The 18,071-nt window shown below is 61.3% G+C and carries 17 protein-coding genes and 2 pseudogenes; 9 read left to right on the forward strand and 10 right to left on the reverse strand.

Annotation, left to right across the window (positions count from 1 at the left end):
- Both HUS57_RS01685 and HUS57_RS01690 read right to left on the reverse strand, forming a co-directional pair.
- Positions 1-464: SRPBCC family protein (locus HUS57_RS01685; protein ID WP_173931225.1), on the reverse strand; the 464-nt coding region annotated here is incomplete at its 3' end.
- A 102-nt stretch (positions 465-566) separates the two neighbouring features.
- A complete protein-coding gene (locus HUS57_RS01690) occupies positions 567-1,304 on the reverse strand; it encodes a ribonuclease activity regulator RraA (protein WP_246727699.1) in 738 nt (245 codons plus the stop codon).
- Positions 1,305-1,726: 422 nt separating this feature from the next.
- Between HUS57_RS01690 and HUS57_RS01695 the strand changes: the two genes are divergently transcribed.
- From HUS57_RS01695 to HUS57_RS01705, 3 genes are all read left to right on the forward strand, one after another.
- Positions 1,727-1,942, forward strand: coding sequence for an AlpA family phage regulatory protein (locus tag HUS57_RS01695; RefSeq protein ID WP_173931226.1), 216 nt, complete (start codon positions 1,727-1,729; stop codon positions 1,940-1,942).
- Positions 1,929-2,087 carry a hypothetical protein gene (locus HUS57_RS01700; protein ID WP_173931222.1) on the forward strand — a complete coding sequence of 53 codons (159 nt, stop codon included), beginning with the start codon at positions 1,929-1,931 and terminating at the stop codon, positions 2,085-2,087. The genes HUS57_RS01695 and HUS57_RS01700 overlap by 14 nt, the downstream gene beginning before the upstream one ends.
- A gap of 323 nt (positions 2,088-2,410) precedes the next feature.
- Complete coding sequence (locus tag HUS57_RS01705; protein WP_246727700.1) at positions 2,411-2,671, forward strand: hypothetical protein; 261 nt, start codon at positions 2,411-2,413, stop codon at positions 2,669-2,671.
- A gap of 87 nt (positions 2,672-2,758) precedes the next feature.
- Here HUS57_RS01705 and HUS57_RS18070 read toward each other — a convergent pair.
- The 4 genes and pseudogenes from HUS57_RS18070 to HUS57_RS01730 form a co-directional block, all read right to left on the reverse strand.
- Positions 2,759-4,537 (reverse strand): annotated as a pseudogene (locus tag HUS57_RS18070) (terminase TerL endonuclease subunit).
- Positions 4,521-4,994, reverse strand: coding sequence for a phage terminase small subunit P27 family (locus HUS57_RS01720; protein WP_173931228.1), 474 nt, complete (start codon positions 4,992-4,994; stop codon positions 4,521-4,523). The pseudogene HUS57_RS18070 and the gene HUS57_RS01720 overlap by 17 nt, the downstream one beginning before the upstream one ends.
- A 16-nt stretch (positions 4,995-5,010) precedes the next feature.
- Entirely contained in the window at positions 5,011-5,241 is a 231-nt protein-coding gene (locus HUS57_RS01725; protein ID WP_173931229.1) for a hypothetical protein, read from the reverse strand.
- Positions 5,238-6,947 (reverse strand): site-specific DNA-methyltransferase, encoded by a 1,710-nt coding sequence (locus HUS57_RS01730; RefSeq protein ID WP_173931230.1) that lies wholly within the window; start codon positions 6,945-6,947, stop codon positions 5,238-5,240. Before HUS57_RS01730 ends, HUS57_RS01725 begins: the two co-directional genes overlap by 4 nt.
- Positions 6,948-7,006: 59 nt before the next feature.
- On the opposite strand from HUS57_RS01730, the gene HUS57_RS01735 reads away from it, so the two are divergent.
- Together HUS57_RS01735 and HUS57_RS01740 are read left to right on the forward strand one after the other, a co-directional pair.
- Positions 7,007-7,405, forward strand: coding sequence for a hypothetical protein (locus HUS57_RS01735; RefSeq protein ID WP_173931231.1), 399 nt, complete (start codon positions 7,007-7,009; stop codon positions 7,403-7,405).
- A gap of 212 nt (positions 7,406-7,617) precedes the next feature.
- On the forward strand, positions 7,618-9,267 hold the full coding sequence (locus tag HUS57_RS01740; RefSeq protein ID WP_173931232.1) for a BCCT family transporter: 1,650 nt from the start codon (positions 7,618-7,620) through the stop codon (positions 9,265-9,267).
- Between the two features lie 250 nt (positions 9,268-9,517).
- On the opposite strand, the gene HUS57_RS01745 is transcribed toward HUS57_RS01740, so the two are convergent.
- Together HUS57_RS01745 and HUS57_RS01750 are read right to left on the reverse strand one after the other, a co-directional pair.
- Positions 9,518-10,462: a hypothetical protein gene (locus HUS57_RS01745; protein WP_173931233.1), complete on the reverse strand. Its 945-nt coding sequence runs from the start codon at positions 10,460-10,462 to the stop codon at positions 9,518-9,520.
- Positions 10,459-11,115, reverse strand: coding sequence for a hypothetical protein (locus tag HUS57_RS01750; RefSeq protein ID WP_173931234.1), 657 nt, complete (start codon positions 11,113-11,115; stop codon positions 10,459-10,461). The genes HUS57_RS01745 and HUS57_RS01750 overlap by 4 nt, the downstream gene beginning before the upstream one ends.
- 851 nt (positions 11,116-11,966) lie before the next feature.
- Between HUS57_RS01750 and HUS57_RS01755 the strand changes: the two genes are divergently transcribed.
- The 3 genes from HUS57_RS01755 (at position 11,967) to HUS57_RS01765 (ending at position 15,783) form a co-directional block, all read left to right on the forward strand.
- The gene (locus tag HUS57_RS01755) at positions 11,967-14,603 is read left to right on the forward strand and encodes a hypothetical protein (RefSeq protein WP_173931235.1); all 2,637 of its coding nucleotides are present in this window, start codon (positions 11,967-11,969) and stop codon (positions 14,601-14,603) included.
- Positions 14,604-14,827: 224 nt separating this feature from the next.
- The gene (locus HUS57_RS01760) at positions 14,828-15,328 is read left to right on the forward strand and encodes a hypothetical protein (protein ID WP_173931236.1); all 501 of its coding nucleotides are present in this window, start codon (positions 14,828-14,830) and stop codon (positions 15,326-15,328) included.
- Between the two features lie 50 nt (positions 15,329-15,378).
- Positions 15,379-15,783 carry a bacteriohemerythrin gene (locus HUS57_RS01765; protein ID WP_173931237.1) on the forward strand — a complete coding sequence of 135 codons (405 nt, stop codon included), beginning with the start codon at positions 15,379-15,381 and terminating at the stop codon, positions 15,781-15,783.
- A gap of 577 nt (positions 15,784-16,360) precedes the next feature.
- Here HUS57_RS01765 and HUS57_RS01775 read toward each other — a convergent pair.
- The gene (locus tag HUS57_RS01775; RefSeq protein WP_173931238.1) at positions 16,361-16,588 is read right to left on the reverse strand and encodes a heavy-metal-associated domain-containing protein; all 228 of its coding nucleotides are present in this window, start codon (positions 16,586-16,588) and stop codon (positions 16,361-16,363) included.
- Positions 16,589-16,694: 106 nt separating this feature from the next.
- On the opposite strand from HUS57_RS01775, the pseudogene HUS57_RS01780 reads away from it, so the two are divergent.
- Positions 16,695-16,925 (forward strand): annotated as a pseudogene (locus HUS57_RS01780) (LysR family transcriptional regulator); the annotation flags it as partial.
- Between the two features lie 81 nt (positions 16,926-17,006).
- On the opposite strand, the gene pdxA reads toward HUS57_RS01780, so the two are convergent.
- Positions 17,007-18,047 carry a 4-hydroxythreonine-4-phosphate dehydrogenase PdxA gene (pdxA, locus tag HUS57_RS01785; protein WP_173931239.1) on the reverse strand — a complete coding sequence of 347 codons (1,041 nt, stop codon included), beginning with the start codon at positions 18,045-18,047 and terminating at the stop codon, positions 17,007-17,009.
- Positions 18,048-18,071 lie beyond the last annotated feature (24 nt).

An 18,071-nucleotide genomic window follows, 5' to 3' on the forward strand; every position in this document is an offset into this window, starting at 1 on the left:
GGGGGCGCCGGGGCTGCCTCGGCCGGTGCTATCCGCGCCTCGAGGTTGCGGGCAAAGTCGGCCAGCAACGCCCGGGCCAGATGCACGCCGCCGGTCCGGGCAAATCCCTCCAGAGGGCCCGACACCTGGAAACCGCCCTGCACAGTCAGCGTCGCCGGGCCGCTGCCCATCACCGTGACTGTGCCGGTGGCCAGCGCATTCGACGCACCCCGGCCGTCGCGCCCGCGCCCCTCGATCGTGCAGCGGCGTGCGGCGTCGTCATAGGCCAGCGAGACGAGGCCAGTAAAGGTCACCGCGGTCGGCCCGAACTTGACCTTGATCGCTCCGGCATAGGTGCCAGGTGCGTCCGCCGCCGTCAGCGTTGCGCCAGGAATGCACGCGGCGACGGCCAGCGGGTCCGACACCACAGCCCAGACGGCATCGCCTGAGGCGGCAATGGTGATTTGCTCGGACAATTCCGTCATGTTGCTCCTCGCAGCTCCCTCTCTGGCGCAGTTTGACGGGCGCGAGCATGTCGCTCAAATACCACCTTCCGCTAGCAGCATGCCGCTCAGGCATGCTCGCGGTCAGTCCTGCCGCGCGCGCCAGGCACGATAGCGCGCCAACACAGCCTCACAGGGCGGATAGGTGCCCGGGACCGGGGCGCCGCCGGCGATTTCAGCCATGAGGAAGGCGTCCAGCTGCTCCTTCTCGACCGCCTCCTCGGCGATTTCGCGCGCTATTGCCGCGGGGATCACCAGGACACCGTCGCCATCGCCCAAAATCCAGTCCCCGGGATAGACCGGCGCCTCGCCGCAGCTTATCGGTACCTGCAGATCAACGGCATGGTGCCGTGTCAGGTTGGTCAACGGGTTTCGGCCGGCACAGTAGACCGGCATATCCATATCGGCGATAGGATCGGCGTCCCGCAGCGTGCCATCCGTGACAAGGCCGGCGCAGCCGCGTACCTCCAGCCGTTTCAAGAGCACCCCACCCGCGGCGGCCGAGCCAAGGTCTCCCCGGCTGTCGAGCACCAGCACGCTGCCCGCCGGCGCCTCCTCGATCGCGCGACGCTGCGGGTGGGCGGGATCGTGGAACACAGACGGCACATCGAGGTCCTCACGCGCCGGGATGCTGCGCAGGGTGAAGGCTGGGCCCGCCAGTATGCGCCTCGTTTGCGTCAGCCGCTGAACCCCGCGCACCGCTTGGCCTCGCAGCCCGCGCACGAACAACAGCGAGGCCACCGTCGCCGTCGTCGCGCGTTGCAACAGTTCGCGCAATTCCGCTTCTCCGCCGGCACCGTCCATCGGATCCTCCAATATCATTGACCGTCGCCAGATATATTGACGGTTTCATGAGCCCCTAGAATCCGCAATATCAGAGCGCACACATTCAGCACCACAACCGCCCGCCGCGGCGGGTGAGCATTCCCGGTAATCCAGCACCTCGGCCGTCAACGATCTCCGGCCCCACGGTTCCCACGACGCCGAGGCGGCTTACAAGCGGAACCCCGGCTTTGCGGCTGATGTGGCTTCTGGTGATTGAGAGCGCGCCTTGTCCGCAAGGCACGCCATGCAACCGGAAACCGGGATGCGGCAGAACCCCGCATTTGTGGCGCGTAGAACCATCCTATTTGCCGCCGTCTCTACGCTACTACAACATATAAATATCTATTGCACAACGATAATTCGTTGCCCTCACTGGTCTCTGCAGTCGTCAGAAACACCCAGAAGGAGGCGGCGCAGCCATGCCCAATCCAGACCGTATCGTCCGCCTCAAGACCGTGCTCGCCCGCACGGGCCTATCCCGCTCCACCATCTACCGTAAGATCGCCGAGGGTACGTTCCCGGCCCAGATCAAGATCAGCACCAGCGGCGCCTGGTGGCGGGAATCCGACATCGACCGCTGGGTTGCCAATCCCGCTAAATGGCGGCCGGAAGGCGAATCCGATGAAGCTCGCTAAGGGAGATGTGCCTGCCGACCGGCGCGAGACCGCGCCGATGATGACAGCCCGGACGGCTCATCCCGCCCCCAACGCTCCAAGCGACCGCCCGCGCTTCGGAACAGCTGAGCAACTTCTGGGCTATCCGTGGCCGTCCCCCGGCTGACCGCCCAAGCACGACCTCTCCACCTGGACAGTCACCGACGATTCGCCCGATCCCGTCCCGGTTACGGAAGCCGAGATCGAGGTGTTCGAGCAATGGTTCGGCGACTTGTTCGATGAGCTCTTTGGAACCCGGCGGCTTATGCCACTGCCATCGAAGCCAGTGTTGAAATCCGCGCCCAATGGAGAATATGTAAATATGACTATGTTCGGAGAGCGGCATGCTGACCGTCACGCCGGTTATCCCTGTCGGTCGTCTCCGTCCACGAAATCGAGAAGGGGAGTGCGCTTCTCGATCACAAGGAAGCAACGTCCAAAGCCGCTGGCTTGAAAGCATGGCTCAGCGGTCTCGTCTCCACATATGATGACAAGATCATCGGTTTCGACGCTGAGGCTGCCGCAATCGGCGGGCGGCTGGAAGCAAAGGCGCTTGCGGCCGGTCACGACCCCGGCGTGGCCGATGCTGTGATCGCCGGTATCGCCGCGGCGCATGAACTCACCATCGTCACCCGCAACACGAAACATTTCCTGCCGTTCGGTATCGCCGTGTTGTCGCCCGACGAGGCCGCCGCCCGCGCCCTGCAATGAGGCGCGCGGCGCTGCAGTCGGCGGTTTTCTACCACCGGACCAGTTTGACCAGAATGCCATCGGTTCTCTTCTTCCAGGCAGCCGCCGCTAAAGCATAAGGATGCCGCGATTCTCGTAGACCGAGCGGCCGGCATTGACGTCACGCACCAGCGCGCGCCCGAGCGCGTTGCAGATCGCAACAATGCCGTCGATGCGCTCCTTCGAGCGTTCCTTGTCCGGCTTGATGTTGCCGGCCGGATCATGGCGTACGGCAACGTTCGAAGCATTCCAGCGCAGCACCGGATGACCGCCATGCCAGAGCGCGCGTGACACTGCGAGACGCTCGAGTTCTGCCGTGGGCGCACCCATGCTCAAGAACCCCTGGCCGAACTGGACGAGGTTCAGGCCTTCATCCTGCAGATGCTGGACGATTTCGCCGGCAAAGGTGCGGTCATAAGAAAGCTCATGCAGGTCATAACGGGAGGCGAGATCCAGAATCTCGGCCTCGATGAAGGCAAAGTCCGTGGCGTTGCCGGGGGTAGCGGTCAGGAAGCCCTAGTCGCGCCAGACATCGTAAGGCACACGGTCGCGGCGCACCCGGCGCAGAATGTCGTCCTCGGGAATGAAGAAGCGGCAGATGACGATCCACTTGTCGGCGAGCGCCCCGAGCTCGTCGTCAAGCGTTGGCGGAAACACCAGCACGAAGGCGGACAGGTCGTTGACGCGGGCAAGGTCGAGCCCGCCATAGCACTCGCGTCCGAGAAGTTTTTGCTCCAACTCCTCCAGCTCGTGCTTGACGATGCGCCAGTCCGTGGAAGCGGGCAGGCCGCCTTCCTCCCACACCGACATGTCGAGCCAGCGCGTGACCTGCTCGGTCCATTCGTTCAGGCGCAAACGCCGGATGGCGTTCTGCTGCGCCGGCATTTCCTTCGCCTCATCAATCTGGCGCTTCAGATCCTCGACCTTGACGGTGACGCCGAGGCTCGGATTGGCCTTGATCCAAACTTTCGGATCGGTCCAGTCGTCGCCCTCGTCGATCGTCGCGATATAGGCAAACCAGCTGTCGGACGACTCCGCTGGCAATGTGCCTTCGAGTGCCTTGACCGAGAACTCGTGATGCTGGCGGCAGACCGAATGGCGATCATAGCCGGCGGTGGTGATCTCGAAGATCAGTGGCTGGCGCCTTGCACCGGTTGCCGTGTTCAGCTTCTGGATGATCTCGGGGCCGGGATGTTCGTGCACTTCATCAACCGCGGCAAAGTGAATGTTCAATCCATCCATCTTGGTGGCATCGGCCGACAATGGCCGGAACCAGGACGAGGTCGGCAGGACCGCCAGATTGTTCACGGTTCGCGTGATCCTTGCCTGCAGGGCGCTCCTTGCCGCCACCATGCGCTCGGCCTCGCCAAAGACGATCCGGGCCTGATCACGCGTTGTCGCCGCTGAATAGACATGCGCGCCCGGTTCACCATCGGCGATCAGGGCATAAAGCGCCGTTCCCGCAAGCAGGACCGACTTGCCGTTCTTCCTTGCCACTTCGACATAGGCGGTGCGAAACCGGCGCAGACCGTCCTTGCGCTTCCAGCCATAGAGCGAGCCGACAACGAACTGTTGCCAGGGTTGCAGCACGAACGGTTCACCGGCCCATTCGCCGGTCGAATGGCGCAGATGGCCAAAGAAGTCGATCGCATGAAGTGCGGCGCCAGCATCCCAGATAAGACCACGCTTCTTGCCGTTCTTGAGGTCCGCCAGATGCCGTTTGCAGGCAAGGCGCACCAGCCGGCCAGCAATGATCCTGCCGCTGACCACCGTGCGGGCGTAAGCCGTGACCGGGCAAGCGGGATTCTTCCTGCCGCGCGGTGCTCCTAGCTTACGCTTTTCTGCCACGGGTCAAAAAATCCTCGAAGGGATCGGTGGTTTCCGCAGGCTCTGCCATGCGGATGCGCGAGCGGCTCGAGGACGTCAGGCCAAACTCGCTCTCGATCTGGTGCATCTGCGCCAGACACTTGTTGGCCACCGCCAGGAACGGATTCTGGATGATGTTGTCGTTCGAGGTCTTCACCACGTGGCCTCGGCGTTTGACTTCCTGTTCCGCCTCGATCCAGCGCCGCCAGATGACGACGTAGCGAGCGAGCGCGCCAGTATCGAGCTCAGTCATGACGCCATGGCGGGCGAGCAGCTCGGCCATCTCGGTAAACTTCGCCTGCGCTTCCTCATCGAGATGGTCCGGTGGTTCTGGCACTGCCACCACCGGCCTTGGCTCGGCCTTGTTCATGCGGTGCGGTCGGGCGGTGCCCTTCACCAGCTTCAAATGCGTTGGCAGCGGTTTGCGGCCGGCAGCCATGTCAAAACTCCTATGTTCATCCAGAGCCTTCTCCGCGAAGGCGTAACGCTTCGAACAGCCGCCGCAATGTGAAATACCGCGCGATCGACACGACGGTGAAGATGGCGCCCATCGCCATGTTCTCAGTCAGCGTCGTCGCCAGTCCGAACAGCGGAAACACTACGATCTGGGTGATGACCGCAATGCCGTATCCGACAGCGACATTGGTAAGCGACTCCACCAGCGACATGGTGCGTGACTGCTTCATGCCGCGTCGACCTGTTTCGGCACCCTTTCGGCCGCGACCGCGTCAAAGCTGCGGCCATCGTCTTCGAGCGTCGCCTGCTTGCCGGTATATTCCTGCCAGCGCTTCACGACGACGTCGCAGAAGGCTTCCGACAGCTCCAGCCCGTAGACTTTGCGCCCGGTCTTCTCGCCGGCAATCAGCTGCGAACCCGAGCCGGAGAATGGCTCGTAACAGATATCGCCCGGACGGGTGTGCAACTGCATCGGCAGCGTGAACACGCGGACTGGCTTCGAGGTCGGATGCTCGCGGGTCTCGATCTCCGAGGACGGAATATTCCACACTGTCGTCGGCCAGCTCTCAAACCCCTCGCGGTTGATGCGAGGCTTCTTGCCGCGCACCCAGCCAAACATGCACGGCTCATGCGCCCACAGCATTACCGAGCGTGTCAGCACCGGGCGGGATTTGGCCCAGATGATCTGCTGGTGATGCAGAACGTCAAACTTGTCCCAGACATTTTCCAGCATGAGCTGGCGGCGCGACGCATGCCAGCAATACCATGCGACGTTCTCGGCAATGGCATGGTCGATCGCCACCCGGCAGAAGGCTTCATAAAACTCGGGCCCCTGCCTGGAATCATCCCAGTGCGGCTGTTCGATATAGTCTTCCGACCAGTCCTTGTTGGCGATCTTCTTGGCCCGCCTTGAAGCGTTCTTCTTGGTCGGATGGTTGGTGCCGTCATAATCGACGAGATAGGGCGGGTCGGTCGCAAACAGGGCTGCGCGTTCGCCGTTCATCAGGCGGGTGACGTCCGCTGGATCCGTGCTGTCGCCACAGAGAAGACGATGGTCCCCGAGCAACCAGAGATCACCGCGCCTTGTGACAGGCGTGGCCGGCACTTCCGGAATGGCGTCATCCTCGGTCAGGCCGTCCTGTTCAATGCTGCTGCCGTAGAGCAGGTCCTGCAATTCGTCGTCATCAAAGCCGGTCAGGCCGAGATCAAAGCCTGCCTCCTGCAGGTCAGAAAGCTCAAGCGCCAACAGATCCTCGTCCCATCCGGCATTCATGGCGATGCGGTTGTCGCTGATTACCAGCGCACGGCGCTGGGTTTCCGACAAGCCCGACAGCACGATGGCCGGCACCGTATCCATGCCGAGCTTGCGCGCGGCAAGCACGCGGCCATGCCCGGCGATCAAGGTGCCATCCTCGGCAATCAGCACCGGGTTGGTGAAGCCGAACTCGCGGATCGACCCGGCAATCTCGGCGACCTGCGCTTCCGAGTGCGTGCGGGCGTTGCGCGCATAGGGCACCAGGTCGTCGAGCCGGCGATATTCGACGGCGAGCTGGCGGGTGCGGTCGCGCGTAGCCCTCGAGTACGCGCCGCCACGTCGAGAAACCAGACACCCGCGATGCTGAAGGGGCGGATCTTTACTGACACCGGCGCGGCCATGACGCCGACCGCGACGAAGAAGGGCAGCAAGCTCTATCGTTACTACACCTCGATGGATCTGATCCGAAACCGCCCCACCAATATGGAAGGACCGCAGCGGCTTCCTGCTGCCATGGTCGAGGATGCGGTCGTCGGCGAAATCCGTCGCATGATCGCCACGCTTGGCGATTTCGACACACTCTGGGCCTCGCTGTTTCCGGCCGAACAGGCGCGCATCGTCCAGCTTCTGGTGGCGCGTGTCACCGTCAGCGCTACCGGCCTTGCCATCGACCTGCGTCATGACGGTATCAAATCGCTAGCCAGACTGATGCTGGCGCCGCAGGTGGAAAAGGACGCAGCATGACCGAAAACACCATCCGCGTGGTCATCACGCTCACCATTCGCAAGAAGAACGGTCGTCCGAAGATCCTGCCGCCAGCAGAGTACACGCCCGCCGAGGCTCGGATGCAGGACGCGCATGTGCTGCGCGCCATCGCTCGCGCTTGGAACTGGCGGCGCAGGCTGGAGCGCGGCGAGGCCTCAACCGTTACCGATATTGCCAACGCCGAAAACCTCTCCGATCGTTACGTCAGCCGAATGGTAAGGCTGGCCTATCTCGCGCCGGGCGTGCTCGAGAAGCTGCTCATCCACCGCATTCCACCGGCGTTATCGCTCAACGATCTGATGGCGGTCGCCGAGCGGCCGTGGACAGAGCAGATGGAGACGGTGTTTGATACAGCATTGGATCCCGCACCGTGAAGCGGGGCTCACTCCTGATATTCTAAGAGCGTTCGTGGTCAGCAAAGATAGCTGACGCATTACGAGAGCTCGAATTGCAGTTTTCGCATTCATTCCGAGCCATGACTTCAGGCTAGGCAGCATGTTTTAGTATATGATTAATGATTCGCAATACGCGAGGAGGAAAGTAAGCGAACGGCCGCGGCCGGATTTAACGCTTTCGGAGGAAGCTTATGACCGAGACTCAGTCGACCGGGATTCCTGATCCCGAGGGACCTACGGATATCATCGAGACGGACTATGAGGTTGGTCAAGATAATGTCCAAAGAAGGATGGGGGCGCTTTCCTTCGACGTTCACAACCCGGTCTTCGCAATCTCCGGGCTGGTAATTGTCGCCTTCGTCATTCTCACGCTTGCGTTGCAGAACGAGGCGGACGCCTTCTTCACGGGACTCCGCGACTGGTTGACCGCCAATCTCGACTGGTTCTTTTTGATTGCTGGCAACATCTTCGTTCTGGTGTGCCTGGCTGTTATCGTCCTTCCATGGGGCTCGATCCGGATCGGCGGACGGGAGGCGACCCCGGACTTCAGCTACGCCGCATGGTTTTCAATGCTTTTCGCTGCCGGCATGGGCATCGGCCTCATGTTCTACGGAGTGGCCGAGCCAATTGGCCACTATGACGCCGCCTTCGGTGGGGTTGTTGTTGAAGGCGGCGCCCGCACGGACTGGGCGCCACTTGGCGGTGCGGCAGGCGATAGCGAGGCAGCGCGGCGCCTCGCCATGGCGGCAACGATCTTCCACTGGGGGCTTCACCCCTGGGCGATCTACGGCGTCGTTGCGCTGGGCCTGGCGCTCTTCGCCTACAACAAGGGTCTCCCGCTAACGATGAGGTCGATCTTCTACCCCGTTTTCGGCGAGCGCGTCTGGGGATGGCCGGGGCACGTCATCGACATCCTCGCGGTTTTCGCGACCCTATTCGGACTGGCCACGTCGCTCGGGCTGGGCGCGCAGCAGGCGAACGCGGGACTGAATTTCTTGTTCGGCATGCCGGATACCGACACGTCGAGGGTCCTGCTGATCATCGGCATCACCGCAATCGCCACGCTTTCGGTCATTGCGGGACTGGACGCTGGCGTACGACGGTTGTCGGAGATCAACATGGTGCTTGCCGCACTGCTGTTGCTGTTTGTGATCCTCACCGGCCCGACGCTGACGATCATCAAGGCCTTCTTCCTGAACCTTGGCGCCTATGTCGAACATCTCCCGGCGCTTGCGAACCCCTTCGGGCGAGAGGATGACAATTTTCGACAGGGCTGGACTGCATTCTACTGGGCCTGGTGGATATCATGGTCGCCGTTCGTCGGCATGTTCATTGCCCGGGTCAGCCGCGGCCGGACCGTGCGCGAGTTTATGATTGCCGTCTTGCTCATCCCGTCACTCGTATCGGTGGTATGGATGACGAGCTTCGGAGGCACCGCTATCAGCCTGATCGGCGAGGGCTTCACCGACATCACCGACTCGGCGCTCGAGCTCAAGCTCTTCGCCATGCTGTCGCATCTGCCGCTGACGGCGATCACTTCCTTCGTCGGCATCATTCTGGTGGTGGTATTTTTCTGCACCTCGTCCGACTCCGGCTCGCTGGTGATTGACACGATCACCGCAGGTGGAAAAGTCGACGCACCGGTGGCGCAGCGGATCTTCTGGGCTGTCTTCGAGGGCCTGGTTGCGATTGCACTGCTGCTGGGTGGTGGCCTTGCAGCGTTGCAGGCAGCTTCAGTATCAACCGGCCTGCCTTTCGCAATTGTCCTCCTGCTCGGCTGTTACGCTCTGATTCGCGGTCTGATGGCGGAGCCACGCGGCGCAGTGTCCGGAAGATCCTGAAACGCACCGGTGGGAGGGGCGACGCTGCCCCTTCCAGTAGGGATCATCTGAGGCATTCCACCGGCCTTGTTGCTCAATAAATAGACGAGCCATGGGCAGAGCATATGGAGACAGTGTCCGGGTTGCCATAAGCTTCTGCGCCGTGAGGCAGCTTCCGATCCCATTGCAGTCGTTCGATTACATCCCCGCGATTCTCAAAAGCCGTCATTCAGCGACTCACAGAAACTCTGCGCTATGTGCGCTCGCAAGATCAGTTAGCGATAACGCCCTTTGGAGCTATACTCTTCAAAACATAGTTCTCGCGCGCAATCTGGCCATGGCGGAGCACACGCTTCACGGCGGCGTTCATAGTCGCGTCGATCCCTACGAGTTCTCGGTTCCATTTTTCGAGGTCGGCCGCTTCCCATGCGGGGTCGACTTTACCTTTAAGCGTCTCGCCGCCAACAACACGAAACTCGAACTGATGCGCGCTTGGAAGAACACCAGCCAGTTGACCTTCTAGCGTTTTCTCGTCCTCCTCTATCGAGGTCTCACTCGCTCGCTCGACACCGCGCGCGACAGCTTCTGCGCCAAACTGGAATTCGCACTCTCCAGCGACCATGCGGAGTGTCGCCCCGTGCTGACGCATAAGTTCGAAGAAGTCCCGCGCAGCCGCTAGAATGCGCTGGTCCACTTCAACTACAGTGGCTTGGAAACGCTCTTCATCCGCCTCACCGAAGATATCGAGCAGTTCGGAAGCTTCCTCGACCGCCTGCTTGAGATTGGTGTCCACCAACTGTGCCTGATCCCGGACCTCCTCCAAGAGGAAGCCGAACGAGCCCCGCACAATGTTGGTGATATGCATTGTGGCGGCGGACTTGTTCGCAACCGGTCCCTTTACCCCCAACCCGGAGGTGTTCTTCGCCAGGACCTTGGAGACCAAGTCTTGGAAGGTGGCCACCGCCCCCGTTCCAAACTCCGCCTCAACGCCCTGCGACCCGACAACTGGCCGACCGCCGAAAAACAGCGCCGCGGACGCGTGCGTTGTCTCGGGCTCCAGACCTTGCGCGGCTATTTGCATGTCCAGCTCTGCGAGCCTTGATTCGAGACCAAGGCGCGTGAGCACATCCGCCTCAGTGATACGATCGAGCAAGCCCACGACGGCTGCTCGATCCGCCTTGAAGTAATCTCGTTCAAGCTTTCTGACCGCGCTCATGGTGCGACAGCTCCTCCTACAGCCGGGGCGGGCCCCAGGATCGCGAGTGCATCCGCGTCATCTGCAGCATTCTCCAACCGAACCTTTAACATGCCCTTCCACAGGTCGTCGCCTCTTCGATGAGAGAACAGCCCCATGTAGTACCGGGCCATTTCGACAATGGTCTCGGGGTGGCCATGCAGGTCAACAAATAGTGCATCCAGCCGAAAATTCTGCTTCACCTGACCTCGATCGAACAGCGGAAGATTCCCGGTGATGAAGGCTTGCCAGTCCGCCATCTGTATAGCATGGGCAGGGCGATAGATGAAGGACACCGTGTCCAAGTCATTCGGCTCCTTTTTCTCCAGAAAGCTACCGTCAAGCCATTGAAAACCCTGGACAATGCCAGCGGCGTGCAACTGGGCCCGATGGTCTAACCATCGTCGCAGAATATCTTGTCGATTCTGTGTGGTTCCGAGCGTGGTGACGACCTCGATCGCTGAAACTTCGTATGGGCTGAGGTCCTCCAGTGCGCCACCTGGCCCATTGGAACCTACATAGGGCGGCAATACCCCATCGATAGTGAATGAAGGTATCGGCATCCGCTCCCCCACCGAATTCCGGATATTCGGATAGTGGCGATAATTCGGACCGGAAACAAGTCTTGCGTCCAAGCTACCTATAATGGTGACGCACTACACACGAATGTATCGCGCTGCATTCTAGGTGCCGGAAGATCCGGATAGACGAGACGATGAGGGTGGAAGCGCAGAACAATAGATTTGAAGGCAGATCTTGCGTACGATCAACTGCTCCGCCGCCCGAAACCTGCCAGTCCGCAATCCACCCCGTTTTGTTCTATCGATGCGACAGGCTCGTTGCACTGCGTTATCTTCCGCCCGGAAACGCCCATCTCGGGTGTCTCTGTTCAGGCTGACTGGTGGCAGAACCCGTTACAACTTTTGCGTGGTACGAAATCCACAACACATTGAATCCATAATGAATTTTTAGACCGAACCAAATCGGCCGAGGTTCGCATGGTTTGAGACGAAAGCCATTCAGAGACTGAAAATCGGGTTTGAGGCAGTCTCAGAGGTTCGGTCGAAACCGCTAACCCCCTTTGAAATCAAAAGGAATTTCGGCACTCAAATCGGGCGGTTGGGAGTTTGCAATCGGATAGTGGCGGAGGGAACGGGACTGCCGTCTAACCTTCTCCATTTGCCAGTCATTTTCGTCCTGTTCGCAGGCGTAAGACATGCAGTACATCCGGCCTCACCCACGTAACGGAAACTGCTGTCGGGTTGGCAGCCATGCCCCTGATTCCGGCATATGCGGGACACGGCCAGGCACCCGGAACAGTACCAGCTCCCGCGCGAGGCCGCCTGAGTCGGGAGCTCAACACGGCGTTTCACCGAACACATTTGTACTTGATGGAATTCGAACTTATCTTTTTTATAGGAGTGATCCGAAGGCGGAGGACTCTGCATTGCGTCCAACGTACTCTGTGTCAGTGACGAAACGGCTCATGATCAGCACGGTCCTGGCAGGCGGGATGGGCTGTATCCTTTCTCACGGCGCCCTTGCCCAGGTGATCGACGCCAATGGCATTACGATCAACCTGCCGGTAGCAGGCAGCTACCCGAACTTCAGCGGCCTTCTTGCCCGAAATGGCGGCACGATTGTCGACGATGGGGATATCTCTACCATCGTCGATCTCTCCATGCAGCAGCGTTATGCCGCGCGCGCCCAAGCCAATTCTCATATTGCGCTCGACGGCGTGCAAATCAGTAATCCCGGATTCCTTGGTCCCGGTCCGCGCGGCCTTGCAGCAGAGGGCACGGGCAGCACGCTCACGGCGACCAACATCGATATCAGCCTTCAAGGCATAACCAGCACTCGGGGCGATAACGGAACGGGTCTTCGTGCCGTCAATGACGGCGAGGTCACCGTGACCAATGGCAGCGTGGTTATGACCGGAGGCTGGAACCATGGTATCGTGGCGAGTTACGGTACGGTGAACGTCGAGAACGTGGACATCACCGTCAACGGGCAAGCTGATGATCCGTCTCGCCAGGCTTACGGCGCCTTCGCGATCTCAGAGTCCGCTTCCGCTTTCGGTCCGTCCACCATCGATCTTGATGCTGATTCGACAGTTACCATGCATTCGCCCGTTTCCGGAATCGGGCTCTATGCTCTTGGCTCGGTATCCGGCACCCTGCACAACGCCAGGATTGTGAGTTCGGCCACGGTTGTTACGGACGGCGCCAGCCGAGGCATTGGCGCCTATGCGGCCTTCGGCGGCGAAATCATCCTTCAGGGAGGGACGGTCACCACGGCAGGTGACGACAGCTACGGCCTGTATTCCTCCAGGGGCGGTTCGCGCGTTGTCGCAGAAGCTGGATTTGGCGGTGTCACCACCACGGGACCTAATTCACCGGGCGTCCTCGCTGAGCGTCTGAACGCCGGTTTCGCCGGCTTGCCAGCGGTCGTCGAACTCAACGGAACCCGAATTGTGACGACCGGCTTTGGGTCGAGCGGCATCCAGGTCCGTTCTGGCGGACGGGTTTACGATACCGGGCACACAGTCCCGCCGGGAACTGTATTGAACGACCTCGTCGCTCTGTATGACGGCGAACTTTCCGCTTCGCGATCATCTGCAAACGGCATTTATCTGGATTCCCTCGCCCAGGACGGTGGAGGGAATTCCTATGTGCAGACATCCGGTAGTGTCATGGGCGGATATGGCGCTGCCACAGCTTCCGGTATTCGGCTCACCTCGGATCTGCCCACGCTTCAATCCGTTCTAGTCGATTCCGGCAGCACGGTCGGAGCGCTCTCCGACGTCGCCATTTATGCGCGAAACGGACAGAACCCCGGCGGATCGATCATCGTGGGGAATGGCGGCACCCTTACCGGCTATGTCATGTTTCTGAATGCTCCGCCGCAATTCACGAATGAAGCAGGAGGCGTATTCGACGTCCGCAATTTCGCCGATACCGACGGAGACGGGCTGCGCGATACCAAGGCCGTCAGCATGTCGGATTTCGGCGGGTTGCCCGGCGCGAGCTTCGACAACCTGGCCGGCGCCACCGTGCGCTTCGATCCGGTAGCAGGCGCCGGGACAATCGATGTTGCAAGAATCTACACTCCTGCCACCGGCATCGACAGCAGACCGCTCGAGGCGGGTTTCTACAATCTGGACGACGGAAGGTCGCAGGGCCATTTCGTCAATCTCAAGACTTTCAGCAATGCTGGCACCATCGACCTTCGCGGTCCTTCCGTAGGCAACTTGCTGCTCATCACCGGTGGTGGCGGCGTCGACAACCAGGGCGGCATCGTCGCCGGCAACGGCGTATTCATCTCCAACGGCGGCGAATTGCTGGTGAACGCGGTGCTGAATGACGGCATCGCGCCAGGAGGACAGACCAATTCCTATGCCGACGTTCTGGTCGTGGACAGCACCGAACTCGGAGACGGAGGCCCGACGTTGGTCACCGTCACGAATGTCGGCGGGGCAGGCGCTCCCACAACTGGAAATGGTATCGAGATCGTCGAGGTTCTCGACAAGTCCGACGGCGCGTCTGCGGCGAACGCGTTCATCCTCAACGGCGATTTCATGACATCAGGAGGCGATCAGGCCATTCTGGCGGGCGCCTATGCTTACACGCTCCAGCACAATGGCCTAGGCGGCGATAGCGCGGACGGCAATTGGTACCTGCGCTCCATTTTCCAGCCCGCCACCACCATTTACGAGGCATACCCGCAGGTTCTCCTCGACCTCGGCCGCCTTCCCACCATGCAGCAGAGGGTTGGAAACCGGTATTGGAAGGATCTGCCGAAAATTTCAAAAACTATGCTCTGCAAGAACCCGGCGGTCGACCTCGAATGCCCCGTAACGGACGTATCGGCTGCATACCAGGTCGATGGCGATCGAGCTATCGTTTTCGATGAGCGCGGCATCTGGGCGCGAATCGAGGGCATTCAGACGCATGTTGAGCCCGAGCTGAGCACGACCTCGACCAATTATGATTCGACCATGTGGAAGCTGCAGACGGGCCTGGACCTTCTGTTGTATGAGGCATCGGGTGGCGGCACGCTTATCGGCGCGATCACCGCCCATTATGGTCACGCGGACGTGGACGTCGCAGCGCTTTGCCGGTGAACGCGATCCCTATCTGCGCAAGCGCGTGCCGCGGGAAAGGCTGGCGACCTGCTGGACCTCGCCATTCGAGACGCATCGCTATCGAGACGAAAAGGCGGCGTTCGGCGCCCGGCTGGCGGAACTGGCGACGGACGCGCCGGCTGCGCGGGAACCGTCGCAAGCAGATGCGCGCCGGCTGCGCGGGAACCGTCGCAAGCAGATGCGGCGCCGACGGAGGCCCGGCCATGATTGCCGCTCTCATGATGGTCGCGCGCTTCGCCGTCCTGCTGCTGATCGTTGCCGGCGCCGCCTCGCTGTCGAACTGGCCGGCCCATCGTAGCCTGCCGGAAGGGACCGGCGTGCTCACGCTGTCCTTCCATCATGGCGCCGACCGTGGCGCGGCCTGCCGCCCGGCAACGGAGGAGGAGCTGGCAGCCTTGCCGCCGAACATGCGCCGGAAGGAGATCTACCCGCGCGAAAGGCCGCCGATCCATGTCGAGCTGGAGATCGACGGAGTGCGGCTATTCGAACGCGACGTTCCCCCGTCCGGCATCGGCCGCAGCGGACCCTCGCGGGTGCACCAGCGCTTCGTGCTCGCAGCCGGTGCGCATGAAATTGCAGTGCGCCTGCGCGACCGTCCGGGAGACGAGCCTGGCTGGCAGACACGGCAGACGATCCGGATGGATCCGGCGGATCACCGCGTCATCGATTTCCGGCCTGCCGCCGGCGGTTTCGTCATTTATTGACAGGCGCAAGTCGCGCGCAAGGGCATTCCGTGAAGCAAAGGAGCAATCCCATGGCCCTGATCGAATGGAAGGAACATTACAGCGTCGGCATTGACGCGGTCGACCATGAGCATCGCGAAATGATCGATCTGATCAACGAGGTCCATGAGAAGCTGACTGCCGATACGGGGCAGGTGGACGTGACGGGGTTTCTGGGCGAGATCTTTCGCGCCATCTCGGCGCATTTCGTGCTGGAAGAGAAATTCATGCGCGAGCATCGCTACGATCACCTTGCCCAGCACAAGGAGGCACATGAGGCATTGCTGGAGGAAATCCGCGACATCATGGAGGACTACGCGGCCGATCCCGCAACTGCCTCGCAGCGCCTGTCGGACAAGCTCGACCGCTGGTTTACCGAGCATTTCCGGACCCATGATGCGCGGCTGCACCACCGGCTCGGAACCCATGATGGCTGACGCATGATCGCGGAACGCGGAACCCGCGGCCTGGACGGGATGTCAGCATCAGTGCGCTCCCGCCCCGGTGTCGGTCGACTGGCGGGAATCACCCCCGCATCGGCGTGCGGGGGCATCGGTGCAGCGTCCAGAAGTTCCTTCAAGGCGCCGCGGGTCTGGCCCATGGTCCGCACTTCGAGCCATGCGCCGAGCATGAAGAGGAAGGTGACGGCGGCCGATTCCCAGACCTCACCGATCGCCAGTGCCCCGACAGCGGCGATGGTGACCAGAAGCTCGATGCTGAGATGCCTGACGCGCAAGGCCCGCCAGGCGCGCACCGCGATGTCGGAGCCAGCCAGCAAGGCGGCGGCGACCATCAGGGCCGACCACAGCTCGATCATGCCAAAGCCATAGCGTGCCAGAAGGCCGATGGCGATCAGCCCGCCACTGCCCACAGTCAGCCAGAACCGCCGGCGCGCCGGGTGCGCGAAGGCGCTTCTGATCTTCATGGTGACATCGCTCATCTCGCTCTCCTTTTTCAGCATCCGCAAGGCGAACCGGCCGCGCCCTTTCTCGACGCGGCCGGTGCGTGGCTCGGTCAGAAGGCCGATGGTCTGGCCTCGTAGCCGGTGCACCTGACCGCCGCGACCAGCGCCTCGATGCTCGTCTGACCGGGATCGTGCTCGACCTCGATCCTGCCGGTGTTGAACCGCACGACTGCCTTCTCGACGCCGGGCAAGGCATTTAGCGCCTTCTCGATCTTCGGCACGCAGGACGGGCAGGAAAGTTCATCGCTACGCAGGACGGTCTTGATCGCTTGAGACATGGCTTTCTCCTTCAACCTGGGCCGGGCGGTGATGCCCACACTCGCTTTCAGATATGGCCTGTGCGAGACTGCATTTTGATTGGCAAAAACATCAAAGACGTCTTGCATGGATGAAAAGGCACAAGATTGGGATGATTTGCGTTACTTCCTGGCAGTCGCGAAGACCGGGTCGCTATCTGGTGCTGCAAGAAGGCTCGGGGTAAATCACTCGACCGTATTTCGCCGGATCGGGGCGTTTGAGACGCAGCTCGGGGTTCGTCTGTTTGAACGGTTGCCGAGCGGCTATCTGCTCACGCAAGCCGGGGAGGCAATGCAGGAAGGTGCGCTGCGGGTCGAGAAGGAAATCGCAAGCCTGAGCCGCAAGGTGACGGGGCAGGATCTGCGCCTGAGGCTTACCGCAGCGAGATAGCTATCGAGGTCACCCTTGACCCGCACCCGCATCTGCCATTTGCAGCGCATATTCAATGGCCTCGACCAGGCTGGTTTCCTTGGCAAGGCCCTTGCCCGCAATGTCGAATGCGGTGCCGTGGTCGACCGAAGTCCGGATCACTGGAAGTCCAAGTGTTATATTGACGCCTGACAGGGCTTCCCATCTCCCGGTTTCCGGATCGACCGAAAAACCCAGCAACTTGATCGGAGTGTGACCCTGGTCGTGATACTGCGCCACGACCGCGTCATATTGGCCGGCGCGAAGCTTCACAAACACGGTGTCACCCGGCACAGGTCCGTCGATGTCGCGGCCTTCCTTGCGCAGCGCTGCAACAAGTGGCTCTGTGACCTCGATGTCCTCCCTGCCGAAGAGACCGCCTTCGCCGGCATGCGGGTTCAGCGCGGCAATCGCGATACGTGGTCTCGCGATGCCCAGCTTTCGCAAGGCTTTCTCCGTAAGATCGACGACCCGCCGGATGCGTTCCGTGGTCATGCGGGAAGGCACGTCGGCGAGTGCGACATGGGTTGTCACATGGCTCACGCGCATGTTGCCGTGCGCAAGCATCATGACCGAGTCACTTGCTCGGGTCAGATGCGCCAGGATCTCGGTATGGCCGGCAAATGCGTGGCCGGCGAGATTGAGCGCCTCCTTGTTGAGGGGCCCGGTGCAGATGGCCGCGACATCTCCCGAGAGCGCAAGCTCAACTGCCATCCGGATTGCCTGGAAAGCAAAATTGCCGGCCTGCGCAGACACCTGTCCGAACCGGATCGGCTCTGTCGCGACGCCTGCCTGGAGAAAGGCAATGTCGGGCCACTGCGCGACGGGCAAATCCGGGCTTATGAGCTTGGCATGGTCCACAAGGTCCAGCAGGTCGGCAGCGCTCCGGTGCGCCTCATGGGAACCGATGACCACGAGTTTGAGATCGCCTGCCGCAATACGGGGATTGAGGTGATGGATTGCACGCATGATGATTTCCGGACCTATGCCCGCCGGGTCGCCCATGGTTATCGCGATACGCTTACCGTTCATTCGCATCCCCATTCATGATCGATC

The organism is Chelativorans sp. Marseille-P2723 (assembly GCF_902809845.1).
In the GTDB taxonomy this organism is placed as follows: Bacteria; Pseudomonadota; Alphaproteobacteria; order Rhizobiales; family Rhizobiaceae; genus Chelativorans.

Bases quoted from the DNA above. Each gene is read 5' to 3' on its own strand.
- pdxA (WP_173931239.1), bottom strand. From the start codon at position 18,047: ATGAACGGTAAGCGTATCGCGATAACCATGGGCGACCCGGCGGGCATA.
- HUS57_RS01720 (WP_173931228.1), bottom strand. From the start codon at position 4,994: ATGGCTGCCGGCCGCAAACCGCTGCCAACGCATTTGAAGCTGGTGAAG.
- HUS57_RS01765 (WP_173931237.1), top strand. From the start codon at position 15,379: ATGGCCCTGATCGAATGGAAGGAACATTACAGCGTCGGCATTGACGCG.
- HUS57_RS01725 (WP_173931229.1), bottom strand. From the start codon at position 5,241: ATGAAGCAGTCACGCACCATGTCGCTGGTGGAGTCGCTTACCAATGTC.
- HUS57_RS01700 (WP_173931222.1), top strand. From the start codon at position 1,929: ATGAAGCTCGCTAAGGGAGATGTGCCTGCCGACCGGCGCGAGACCGCG.
- HUS57_RS01735 (WP_173931231.1), top strand. From the start codon at position 7,007: ATGACCGAAAACACCATCCGCGTGGTCATCACGCTCACCATTCGCAAG.
- HUS57_RS01740 (WP_173931232.1), top strand. From the start codon at position 7,618: ATGACCGAGACTCAGTCGACCGGGATTCCTGATCCCGAGGGACCTACG.
- HUS57_RS01760 (WP_173931236.1), top strand. From the start codon at position 14,828: ATGATTGCCGCTCTCATGATGGTCGCGCGCTTCGCCGTCCTGCTGCTG.
- HUS57_RS01690 (WP_246727699.1), bottom strand. From the start codon at position 1,304: ATGATATTGGAGGATCCGATGGACGGTGCCGGCGGAGAAGCGGAATTG.
- HUS57_RS01695 (WP_173931226.1), top strand. From the start codon at position 1,727: ATGCCCAATCCAGACCGTATCGTCCGCCTCAAGACCGTGCTCGCCCGC.
- HUS57_RS01745 (WP_173931233.1), bottom strand. From the start codon at position 10,462: ATGAGCGCGGTCAGAAAGCTTGAACGAGATTACTTCAAGGCGGATCGA.
- HUS57_RS01755 (WP_173931235.1), top strand. From the start codon at position 11,967: ATGATCAGCACGGTCCTGGCAGGCGGGATGGGCTGTATCCTTTCTCAC.
- HUS57_RS01730 (WP_173931230.1), bottom strand. From the start codon at position 6,947: ATGACGCAGGTCGATGGCAAGGCCGGTAGCGCTGACGGTGACACGCGC.
- HUS57_RS01775 (WP_173931238.1), bottom strand. From the start codon at position 16,588: ATGTCTCAAGCGATCAAGACCGTCCTGCGTAGCGATGAACTTTCCTGC.